Source organism: Clostridium sp. AM22-11AC (assembly GCF_003473545.1).
Taxonomy (GTDB): Bacteria; Bacillota; Clostridia; order Lachnospirales; family Lachnospiraceae; genus Enterocloster.
Genome location: NZ_QUCM01000006.1, coordinates 163,764 through 175,782 on the forward strand (window position 1 = coordinate 163,764; position 12,019 = coordinate 175,782).

At 44.6% G+C, this 12,019-nt stretch carries 8 protein-coding genes and 1 riboswitch; of the genes, 1 reads left to right on the top strand and 7 read right to left on the bottom strand.

Annotated features, from left to right (window positions below):
• Window positions 1-13: 13 nt before the first annotated feature.
• The 6 genes from dapA to DW251_RS08605 all read right to left on the bottom strand — a co-directional run bounded on the left by dapA (window position 14) and on the right by DW251_RS08605 (window position 8,498).
• On the bottom strand, window positions 14-898 hold the full coding sequence (dapA, locus tag DW251_RS08575; RefSeq protein ID WP_118300769.1) for a 4-hydroxy-tetrahydrodipicolinate synthase: 885 nt from the start codon (window positions 896-898) through the stop codon (window positions 14-16).
• Between the two features lie 179 nt (window positions 899-1,077).
• Window positions 1,078-1,254, bottom strand: a riboswitch (Lysine riboswitch).
• Between the two features lie 49 nt (window positions 1,255-1,303).
• On the bottom strand, window positions 1,304-1,813 hold the full coding sequence (locus DW251_RS08585) for a cob(I)yrinic acid a,c-diamide adenosyltransferase (RefSeq protein ID WP_118300772.1): 510 nt from the start codon (window positions 1,811-1,813) through the stop codon (window positions 1,304-1,306).
• A gap of 125 nt (window positions 1,814-1,938) precedes the next feature.
• Window positions 1,939-2,568 carry a single-stranded DNA-binding protein gene (locus DW251_RS08590; RefSeq protein ID WP_021871362.1) on the bottom strand — a complete coding sequence of 210 codons (630 nt, stop codon included), beginning with the start codon at window positions 2,566-2,568 and terminating at the stop codon, window positions 1,939-1,941.
• A 358-nt stretch (window positions 2,569-2,926) separates the two neighbouring features.
• Window positions 2,927-5,557 carry a calcium-translocating P-type ATPase, PMCA-type gene (locus tag DW251_RS08595; RefSeq protein ID WP_118300774.1) on the bottom strand — a complete coding sequence of 877 codons (2,631 nt, stop codon included), beginning with the start codon at window positions 5,555-5,557 and terminating at the stop codon, window positions 2,927-2,929.
• A 338-nt stretch (window positions 5,558-5,895) separates the two neighbouring features.
• Window positions 5,896-7,728, bottom strand: a complete 1,833-nt coding sequence (typA, locus tag DW251_RS08600; RefSeq protein ID WP_021871360.1) for a translational GTPase TypA — start codon at window positions 7,726-7,728, stop codon at window positions 5,896-5,898.
• A 113-nt stretch (window positions 7,729-7,841) separates the two neighbouring features.
• Window positions 7,842-8,498 (bottom strand): YigZ family protein, encoded by a 657-nt coding sequence (locus DW251_RS08605; RefSeq protein ID WP_118300776.1) that lies wholly within the window; start codon window positions 8,496-8,498, stop codon window positions 7,842-7,844.
• 298 nt (window positions 8,499-8,796) lie between these two features.
• Between DW251_RS08605 and DW251_RS08610 the strand changes: the two genes are divergently transcribed.
• A complete protein-coding gene (locus tag DW251_RS08610; protein WP_118300778.1) occupies window positions 8,797-11,517 on the top strand; it encodes a transglycosylase domain-containing protein in 2,721 nt (906 codons plus the stop codon).
• 106 nt (window positions 11,518-11,623) lie between these two features.
• Here the strand turns inward: DW251_RS08610 and spoVAE are convergent, their stop codons facing one another.
• Complete coding sequence (gene spoVAE / locus DW251_RS08615) at window positions 11,624-11,977, bottom strand: stage V sporulation protein AE (protein WP_021871357.1); 354 nt, start codon at window positions 11,975-11,977, stop codon at window positions 11,624-11,626.
• Window positions 11,978-12,019 lie beyond the last annotated feature (42 nt).

Genomic DNA, 12,019 nt, shown 5'->3' on the forward strand with positions numbered 1-12,019 from the left:
AATAGTTTTCTCCTTACAGCAGTCCGTATGCCTGTAATTCCTTCTTAAGAACTTCCTGATGCTCAGGTTCCATCTCAGTAAGAGGCATTCTCAAAGGTCCTGTTTCTTTTCCTAACAGGTTCATAGCTGCCTTAACAGGGATCGGGTTTACCTCGCTGAATAAAGCATGGATCAGTGGGATCGCATCTAACTGAAGCTTTGCACTGCGCTTTACATCACCGGCAAAATATGCTGCACAGATCTCATGTGCCTGAGCAGGAGCTACATTTGATAATACAGAGATAACACCCTTTCCGCCTAAGGATAATAATGGAACGATCTGGTCATCATTTCCGGAGTACAAGTCAATACCGCCGTCTGTTAAGTTCATTAAAGTTGCAGTAGCAGAGAAATCACCATTAGCCTCTTTTACGCCAACGATATTATCTACATTTTTCCAAAGATGAGCGATGGTAGCAGGCTGGATGGTCACACCGGTTCTTCCGGTGATATTGTAAAGAAGCATTGGGATCTTTACGGAATTTGCAACTGAGGAAAAATGTGCGATCAGACCCTTCTGGGTTGCCTTATTGTAATATGGAGATACTACTAACAGACCGTCAGCACCATTCTTCTCTGCTTCCTGGGACAGATAAATAGCAGTCTCTGTGCAGTTAGAACCTGTACCAGCAATTACAGGAATACGCTTCTTTGTAACTTCACATACAAACTTGATAACGTCTAAGTGCTCCTCATGGGTCATGGTAGATGCTTCACCTGTTGTACCGCAGGCAACAATGGCATCTGTACCTCCTGCGATCTGCTCTTCTACGATCTCCTCTAACTTGTCGTAATTAACCTCTCCATTTGCCTTAAATGGTGTGATCAGTGCAACACCGGCGCCTTCATAAATTGCCATGTCTTTTCTCCTCCTAAATATAGTAAAATTGTTGGAAACACGCAGTACGCGTCCCCGGATCCACCAGAGTGTTCCTATCGCGACGTGATCTGGAAAAATCTGGTGATCACATCAAAAGAAAAGGAAGGGCTGAGGTAAATGTCAGCTCTTCCAACGGTTTCGCATCTTCACGAATCTGCTCTTTCGGTAGCTCTCCATCCACCCGGATGACAGTCACAAAGTTCTTAACCTTGTGCCCAGAAAAGACTCTTTCAGGTTTCCTCTTTTCTTCGGCGCTTTTCCCTTTCACCAGACCTTCTTCTGTGCCTGTCACATCCGGCCGGTTACTTTTGATCAGCGCAACCTCTACTCTGTTTTATGTTCTTAATATTAGCATTATCAGTTGCAGATGTCAACTGTAAATATTTAACCCTCACAGTGTTCATAACGTGTCTGAACCTTGGTGATCTCGTCTGCGTACTCATCTAATTCCTGAGGATAAACGGTTCCTGTCATGATCAGTTCTGCTTCGGACTGTCTTGCCTGACAGATCAGCGCCTTTAACTCCTCCAATGAAATAATGCCTTCATCCAGGATCCCCAATATCTCATCCAGGATCAGGATATCGCACTCTCCTGTAACCAGTACCTTTTTTTCGAAATTCAAACCATTGCGGATATTGATCCTTGCTTCGTCCTTTTCTTCCTCTGAAAGCTGGTCAAAAAAGATGGGTGATTTTTCAAATCGGAATAATTTGAACTCCGGTTCCAGTCGTTTTACGATCTCCATACCTTCTGTTTCCATGGAACCCTTTAAAAACTGTACCATGATGACTGTTTTCCCTTTTAAAAGAGCGGTCACACCTCGTCCTAAGGCACTTGCGGTCTTTCCTTTTCCAGGTCCGCAGATCACCTGTATCAGATTTTCTTTCATCATTCTGCACCTCATGTCTGTTCTCTCATGTGAGCATTTTTCAAAACCACTCTAGCACAATTTATGTAATAATGCAAATATTTCTTACGATTTCCAGAAGATTTTCCTGCCTAAATATGAAAATTTATTTAAAATTCATCACACTCCAGCTTGCTGATGGATACTTCATAAGCAATACGCTTCTCACATTCTGTCTCCGTGATCTTCTTTGTATACTCCCGGCTCTGGACTCTTCCCCAGATACGGACCCTTGTTCCAACCTCAAAGCCAGAAGCAAAACGGGCATTACGGCCCCAGCTGATACAAGGGATATAATCTGATTTTCCATAAGGACGGTTTACAGCTAAAAGAAGGTCTGCGATCTCTCTTCCAAGAGGTGTTTTGCGGTAGATCGGCGCCTTGCAGATATAGCCGTCTAAGAAGATCTGGTTCGTCTTTGTGTAATCGGTAAATTCATCCATAAAATGGATCTCACGTACAAATACCGATAACATCAGGCGGTTTTTAGTACCTTCGTGACGGTTATAGGAACGGAACTGGCCAACGGCTTCCATGGTACAGCCCTTATAGTCCTTATGTACATCCACAAGCCGCTCAGAAACCATTAAAGGAATGATATCCGCCTGTTCACTTAAACGGTTGACAGATAATTCTACCATATAAAAGCCTTCTCCAAAGACCTCATGGCTGAATGTGAAATCTGATACGATCTCTCCGATCACACTTACCTTGTTGTTTTCGATCATTTTTTCTGTCATAGTACTTCTCCTCTTCTTTTCCATTTTTATTTTATGATACCAGGGTCAAAAGGTGGGAAATCCGACGCAAGCTTGCTTGCAGGAGGATTTATCAACTTGGGACCCGCCAAAAACATGAGTAAGAAGCCATTTTTTGAAGAAAAATGAGCGGATTACGAATGTTTTTAGGATTGCGTGAGTGCAACGCACGTAGCAATCCGGTATCTTGGGGGCCATGTACCTTTGGACACCTACATAGATAATTTATGAAAAGATGAAAAGAAATAGACCGGATATGCATAAAAATCCACCTCTGTTTTCCGACATAAAACGACAGGAGAAACAGCGGTGGATCTTACATATGATTTCCTAACAATATTTATTTTTCAAATAATTTCCAGATCTCGTCCAGTACGATCACACTGCAGGATACACCTAAGATCTTGCACCACAATCCTACAGACAGGGGAACTGTCTCAAATACAGCGCCTCCGGCCTGTGTAATGATGATCTGAAGGATCAGGACCAGTAAGAATATGCCAAGCATCAGCTTATTATTAAGCAGGTTCTTATACATTGGTGTGCGGTCCAGTTCACGGCAGTTAAAAGCATTAAACAGCTGGAATACTACAAACAGGGTAAATAATACAGTTGACTCCTGTTCCGGCGCTGCCCCTAAAAAGTTAGTAAAATGCTGGAGCATAAATACAATAGAGATAAAAATACCGTTTACAAAAATACGGCTGATCATGGACCTGGAAATAATATTTTCATCTCTTCTTGTAGGCGGATGATTTAAAATATCATCACGGATGGGTTCCAGTCCTAAGGTCAGCGCTGGCGGACCGTCCATGATAATGTTGATCCATAACAGTTCAAGAGCTGTAAATGGTGTTTCAAAGCCTGCTAAAATGGAACAGACTACAACTACTACAGATGATACGTTTACAGTCAGCTGGAACTGGATAAAGCGCTTAAAGTTTTCATAAATAGCACGTCCCCACTGCACAGCCTTCATGATGGTAGAAAAGGAGTCATCCAAAAGGACAATATCGCTGGCTTCCTTGGTAACTTCTGTACCTGCAATACCCATGGCAATACCTACGTCTGCATTCTTGATAGCAGGGGCATCATTGATACCGTCACCGGTTACTGCCACTACATTTCCCTGTGCCTTTAATGCTTTTACCACACGCATCTTTACAAGAGGGGTACTTCTGGCAATAACCTGGATCTTTTTAAGTGCCTGTGCCAGTTCTTCATCGGACATGTTTTCGATCTCAGATGCCTCTACTGCAATGTGGTCTGCATCCAGCATGTGAAGCTCATCTGCAATAGCTCTTGCAGTTAAAATATTGTCGCCGGTAAGCATTTTTACTTCAATACCTGCTTTGCGGCAGCGGCCGATGGCACCATAAACATCAGGGCTTAATGGGTCGGAAATAACAACGAAACCATCATAGATCAGGTCTGTTTCCAGTTCTTCCTGTGTTTCTTCCCCGGTGTACTGATCCAGCTTTTTATGTGCAAAAGCAAGGATACGTCCTGCGCGGCTCTGGAAAGAAGTGATCTTTTCTTCCAGTGCATTCTTCTCTTCATCAGACAGATTAACCGACAGGTTCATGATCTTTTCCGGATTTCCCTTTACATAAAGCATATAACCTTCTGCTGTACGCAGGATCGTACTCATATCCTTTTTCTGGGAAGAAAATGGGAAAATGTGGGCAATATCTGTCTCTTCTCTTTTCTTTGTATAATCCCAGCCTGCTTTTCTGGCTGCTACTAAAAGAGCACATTCCGTAGGATTTCCGATAAAGCTGTCTTTTCCGTCTTCAATCGTCACATTGGCATTGCTGTTGATACAGAAGTTTTCCAAAAGACAGACGTCCGTAAGCTTCTCAGGCTCTAACAGTTCTCCTTTGGCGTAGATCTGCTGTACGGTCATCTTATTTTCTGTTAAAGTTCCTGTTTTATCGGAACAGATGATATTAATACAGCCGACAGTCTCACAGGCGATCATCTTCTTTACCAGAGCATTTTCACGGGACATTTTAATAATGTTTAATGCCAGTGATACAGCCACGATGGTAGGAAGACCTTCCGGAACTGCTGCTACGATCAGGACAATACTGGTGATAAAAGCATCAGACACTGTTTCCCAGTTCATGGTATGGGACATGGCAAAACCGATGATCTGGATGGCAAATACGATAAAGGCTGCTGTAGCGCCTAAAACTGTGATCACTTTTCCCAGACGGTCCAGTTTTTCCTGAAGAGGTGTGGTGTCTTTTTCAATTGAGGATAATTCTTTTGCGATCTGTCCAAACTCTGTATTGTTTCCTACTGCAGTTACCACTGCTTTTCCTGTACCGCTTGATACAAAGCAGCCGGAATACAGCATGTTTCTGCGCTCTGCCACAGGTGTGGACTGGGGACAGACGTAATCTGCCTCTTTTGCTGCAGGAAGGCTTTCTCCTGTAAGAGAAGACTCATCGGTGCTGAGGTCATTGCTCTCTAATAATCTTGCATCTGCTACCAGCTTATCTCCCGTTTCTACTAAAAGGATATCACCTACTACAATGTCCTTCTGCGGGATCAGCTGGGGAGAATTATCTCTTAATGCTTTTACCAGTGTATCTTCATTGATGCGGTTTAATGCCTCGAAAGCTTTGGCACTTTTTCCCTCTGTAACAATAGTGATCACTACAGATAATGCGATCGCCGCGAAAATACCGGCGCATTCCAGGAAGTTATATTCTCCACCTGTCATATAGCGGGCAATATTTACTCCTAAGGTGATCACTGCCGCAAAGATCAGCATCAAAAGCATAGGCTCTGTGGAAGCATCCCAGATCTTTTTAAGCAGGGATTCATGACTTTCCCGGATAAAGGTATTGGAACCATACTTTTTGCGGGACTGCTCTGCCTGTTCTTTTGTCAGGCCGCCGCTTCCGTCTGAATGCAGGTCTGAAAGTACCTGTTCAGGGGTTTTGGTGTACGCGTCTTTCATTTTTCTTCTCCTTGTATTTTATTGTTATCAATAATACCAGATTGCTCCGTGCTTCGCACTCACGCAATCTTCAAAAATCCTCCTGCAAGCAAGCTTGCATCGGATTTTTGAACTTGGGACCCTGTATTATCATATTAAAAAACGAGACATCATGTATGGCAAATAAGCCATACATGAGTCTCGTTATTTAAGACAAGCCAGGTCCTTGACCAGTATGTTGACTTGTCACACTGCCCTTACAGGCAGTGCCACTACTCCCTCAGTTGGGTATTATATTACTCACGAGCCCCGCGCTACGCGCTCTACTGCCTGCTTACGCAGGCGGCTCGCATATATTTCTACTTATTTTTGAAAGAAGCTCTCTTACGAAGAGTTGGATCCAGGATCTTCTTACGGATACGCAGGCTCTCTGGGGTTACTTCCAGAAGTTCATCTGTATCGATGAAGTCCAGGCACTGCTCCAGGCTCATGATCTTAGGCGGAGTCAGCTTTAATGCTTCATCAGCGCTGGAAGAACGTGTGTTGGTCAGCTTCTTGGTCTTGCAGACATTGATCTCAACGTCTTCAGCCTTCGGGCTCTGTCCGATGACCATACCAGAATATACCTTAACACCAGGTCCGATGAACAGAGTACCTCTCTCCTGTGCATTGAACAGACCGTAAGTAATAGACTCACCAGCCTCAAATGCGATCAGGGAACCGGTCTGACGATATGCGATATCACCTTTGTACTCAGCGTAGCCGTCGAAAATTGTATTTAAGATACCATTACCCTTTGTATCAGTCATGAAATCGCCTCTGTAGCCGATCAGGCCTCTGGAAGGAATGGAGAATTCCAGTCTGGAATAGCCGCCAGCTGCCTGGCTCATACCCTGAAGAGCACCCTTTCTGGAGGTCAGCTTCTGGATAACAACACCGGTGTATTCTTCCGGAACATCAATATAAGCTAATTCCATTGGCTCTAATCTGCGGTTGCGCTCGTCATATTTGTAAAGAACTTCTGCCTTACTTACTGCGAACTCATATCCCTCACGACGCATATTCTCGATCAGAACGGACAGATGCAGCTCACCACGACCGGATACCTTGAAGCAGTCTGCAGAGTCAGTTTCCTCTACACGAAGGCTGACGTCTGTATTTAACTCACGGAACAGTCTGTCTCTTAAGTGACGAGAGGTGATGAATTTACCTTCCTGTCCGGCTAACGGGCTGTCATTTACCATGAAATACATAGCAATAGTCGGCTCGGAGATCTTCTGGAATGGGATCGCTTCCGGATTTTCAGGGGAGCAGATAGTATCTCCAATGTGGATATCTGCAATACCGGAGATAGCTACGATAGAACCGATCTCTGCCTTCTGTACTTCTACTCTCTTTAAGCCATCGAACTCATACAGCTTACCGATCTTGATCTTTTTGAACTTATCCGGATCATGATGGTTTACCAGAACACATTCCTGGTTTACCTTTAAGCTGCCGTTGTCGATCTTACCAACACCGATACGTCCTACGAACTCATTGTAGTCAATGGTACTGATCAGAACCTGGGTTGGAGCTTCCGGATCACCTTCCGGAGCCGGGATATGCTTAACGATGGTTTCAAACAGAGGTTCCATATCATTGTTGGTATCATCTAATTCATATCTTGCAAAACCTGCTCTTGCAGATGCATAGATAAATGGGCAGTCTAACTGCTCATCAGAAGCGTCCAGATCCATCATCAGTTCCAGAGTCTCATCAATAACCTCTGCCGGTCTTGCTTCCGGACGGTCGATCTTGTTGATGCAGACGATAACGGAAAGGTCTAATTCCAGAGCCTTCTGAAGCACGAACTTTGTCTGAGGCATAGGACCTTCGTAAGCATCCACTACCAGTACAACACCGTTTACCATTTTAAGTACACGCTCTACTTCACCGCCGAAGTCTGCATGTCCTGGTGTGTCGATGATATTGATCTTTGTATCTTTGTAGTATACAGCGGTATTCTTGGAAAGGATGGTGATACCTCTCTCACGCTCAATATCGTTGGAGTCCATTACACGTTCCTGAACTTCCTGGTTGGCACGGAATACACCGCTCTGCTTTAACAGCTGGTCTACCAGAGTTGTTTTACCATGGTCTACGTGGGCGATAATGGCAATGTTTCTTACATCTTCTCTTTTTGTCTTCATAGTGATTATCTTCCTTTTATATATACGAATCTTTTTGTCTCAGCCACAATTTTGTAGTATAGCATTCCATACTCCATATTGCAAGGATTTTTTCATTGTATTTTCTTTGTACTTTATAACAATATTAGTTCTCCCCCGCACTTTCCATAGTACACTTCCCCGTCTGTGCGGATCACTGCCCTGCCGTTTGTGCTTTCCACCAGCTTGGCCTTAAAACTTTCTTCCTGCTCTCCCGGCACTAAAAAGATAAATACCACTTTATCTGTATACTGGCTGTCCAGTGTGTCAATGCCTTCCTGGGCTGCAAGGTACTGGATTTTTCCCACTCCATTGTAATCGGTAATCACTTCCATACGCACTCCCTGTTTTTTCTCCAGGATCTGTGCATTTGCAAGACCTTCTTTTACTGCCCCGGAATAAGCCCTTACCAGGCCCCCTGTGCCAAGAAGTGTGCCCCCAAAATATCGGGTGACTACAGCACACACGTCCATCAGTCCTTCTCCCATAAGCACATCCAGCATAGGTTTTCCCGCTGTCTGGGAAGGTTCTCCGTCATCGCTGCATCTTGCTGTAGGCGTTGCCCCTTCTCCTTTAAGAATATAGGCATAACAGTTATGCCTTGCATCCCAGTATTTCTTTCTGGTCTCTTCTACGAAGGCCAAAGCCTCTTCTTCTGACTTTACAGGCCGTATCTGGGCAATGAACCGGGATTTTTTCTCCACCAGTTCTCCCATTCCTTCCTTATATATAATCTTACAGTTTTCCGCCACTTTATACGCTCCTTATAAAAACATTTATAAAAACATTCGTAATCCGCTCATTTTTCTTCAAAAAATGGCTTCTTACTCATGTTTTTGGCGGGACCCAAGTTCAAAAATCCTCCTGCAAGCAAGCTTGCATCGGATTTACGACCTTTTGTCCCTGGTATCATCATAATATAGTTATCCCACTCTTGCAAGCGGCTATTAGTATCCCCCTTTTCATTTTCTGAAAATTGTTGTATAATCGTAGGAGTTTAATCGGCTATTTTCTGTTCAAAATGCCGACACACTGCGTAAAGGAGACTATATGAACTACGGACAATATGAGACTGAGCGAAGGCTTAAGTCCCTTTCATCTAAGACCGGAAAGTACACATCCAAACTTGTTTTTAATATTTTCAAGGCATTTTTTATCCTGTTCCTTTTCCTGGCAGTTGCAGGTGCTGCAGTTGGTTTCGGAATGATCAAGGGTATTATTGATAATGCCCCTTCTGTGGATATTATGAACATCCAGCCGGACCGTTTTGCTACTACGGTTTATGATGCAGATGGAAATCTGACAGAAACTCTTGTTACCAGCGGCTCCAACCGTGAGTCAGCCACTTACGAAGAACTTCCTGAAAATCTGGTCAATGCCTTTGTTGCCATTGAAGACTCCCGTTTCTGGACCCATGACGGCATTGATCTTCGTTCCATTGCCAGAGCTGTAAAAGGCGTAGTCAGTGATGATTATTCCGGCGGTGGAAGTACCATTACCCAGCAGCTGATCAAAAATAATATTTTTTCCGGCGGTATGGAGACAAGCTGGGGCGCCCGTATTGAGCGAAAGCTCCAGGAACAGTACCTGGCAGTCCAGCTGGAAAAAAATTCCGGTTTAAACAAAGAAGAAACAAAAAAAACTATTATCACCAACTATCTGAACACCATTAACCTGGGCAGCAATACCCTGGGAGTTAAGGTTGCCGCACGGCGGTATTTTAATAAAGAAGTTTCTGACCTTACTCTTGCAGAGTGTACCGTCCTTGCATCTATCACTTCCAATCCTTCCCGATATAATCCCATTACCAATCCTGAAAACAACAATACAAGACGTCAGATCGTCCTTCAGAACATGGTAGACCAGAATTATATCTCCAAACAGGATATGGAAAATGCTCTTTCTGATGATGTATATGACCGGATCCAGAATGTAAATACCGCTACCAAGGAGACCAACTCCCACTACAGCTATTTTACAGACGAACTGATCGAACAGGTGACAGAAGCCTTAATGAAGAAATTAGGCTACACCGAAAGCCAGGCAAGCAATCTGGTATATTCCGGCGGACTTAAGATCTACACCACCCAGGATCCGAAGATCCAGGCAATCGTAGATGAAGAAGTCAATGATCCAGGCAATTATACAGTCGCTAAATACTCTGTGGAATACCGTCTTTCTGTCAACCATGCAGATGGCACTACCCAGCATTATTCAGAAGAAAATTTACGTGCCTACCGTAAGAACACTTTAGGAGACACTTCTTTCGAAGGACTTTACAACAGCAAAGAAGAAGTCCAGGCAGATATTGACCGGTACAAAGAATGGCTTTTAAAAGACGGGGATGATGTGATCGCAGAACGTCAGAACCTGATTCTGCAGCCTCAGGCATCCTTCTTTATCATGGATCAGCACACAGGTGAGGTAAAAGCCCTTTCCGGCGGCCGCGGCGAGAAAACAGCCAGCCGTACCTTAAACCGTGCTACCAATGTTTACCGCCAGCCAGGTTCTTCTTTTAAAGTACTTACTGCATTTGCTCCTGCTATTGATACCTGCGGAGCCACCCTGGGAACCGTTTACTATGACGCGCCTTATACCATTGGCACTAAAACTTTCCGCAACTGGTGGGGAGAGAGCCGTGGATTTACCGGTTATTCCAACATCCGTGAAGGTATTATCTACTCCATGAACATTGTAGCAGTCCGTACTTTAATGGAAACTGTTACTCCCCAGCTTGGTGTGGAATATGCAGAAAACCTAGGCATTACTTCTCTTACCAAGGATGATCTGGGCGCTGCTCTCTCATTAGGCGGTATTACAAAAGGTGTTTCCAACATGGAACTGACTGCTGCTTATGCAGCTATTGCAAACGGCGGTGTTTACACCACCCCAAGATTTTTCACAAAGATATTAGACCACGATGGCAAGGTGCTGATCGACAATGAACCGGAGACCAAGCAGGTATTAAAGGACTCCACTGCTTTCCTGTTAACAGATGCCATGTCAGAGTCCATGAAAGCAAACAGGAAATTTGCCCGCTCCGGTGTATCCATTAACTCCACCAGTACCCGTGCAGCCCTTACAGGTATGTCTGCAGCAGGTAAAAGTGGTACCACCACCAGCAACAATGACGTATGGTTCGTAGGTTTTACCCCTTATTACACTGCCGGTGTATGGGGCGGCTGTGACAACAACCAGAAGTTAAAGCATGGCGGCGTGGACAACGGCGGAACCTCTTTCCACAAAGATATCTGGCGCAATATCATGAACCGGGTACATGAAGGTCTGGAAGATCCCGGATTTACGGTTCCTGACAGTGTGGAGACTGCTGAGATCTGCCGCAAATCCGGAAAACGTGCTGTATCCGGCGTATGTGACCATGATCCAAGAGGAGATGCTGTCTACACTGAATATTTTGCAAAAGGAACGGCTCCTACTGAAGTCTGCGACAAACATGTGGCAGTAACCGTATGTGCAGAGTCCGGAAAACGTTCCACCGAATACTGCCCGACCAAGACCACCAAGGTATGTATGGTACTTCCGGAAGGTGAAGAGGATCTGGCTACGGATGACTCTGTTTTCTCCATCCCAGGTTACTGTAACATCCACGGCCGCAATTCCACCATCATCTCTCCTACCATTGAAGATAATGATAATTCCGGCGATGAAACCACGGCTCCTACCAAAGCAACCGTAGTGCCTGTAGGACCAGGCTATCAGCCTACCACTGCGCCGGAATGGGAATATACAGGACCGGGAGCCAAACATTAAGCTTTTAAACTGCAAACATAAAACCGTGATCTGTTGACTGCGCAAAAACAGGGACTGTTGTATTTGATAACACAATAGTCCCTGTTTTTTTGATCTGATCCACTCTTTACTTCATCTTTGGCTTAAATACCAGCGATGCCAGGTATCCAAACACAAGGGCTGCGGTAATACCGCCGGAGGATGCCGTAAGCCCGCCTTTAAAAGCGCCCAGGATACCGTCCTCTCCTACCGCTTTTTTCACCCCCTGCCACAGGGTGTTTCCAAAGCCTAAGAGAGGAACGCTGGCGCCTGCTCCGGCCCATTCTTTGAAGGGCTCGTAGATACCGATGGCACCTAAAATCGCACCGGATACTACTAAAAGGACCATAATACGGCCGGGCATCATTTTTGTTTTTTCCATTAAGATCTGCACCAGGGCACAGATCACACCTCCTGCAAGAAATGCTCTTATATAATCCATTTTCACATCCTGCCTTTCATACTTCTATCTATTTTTACATCT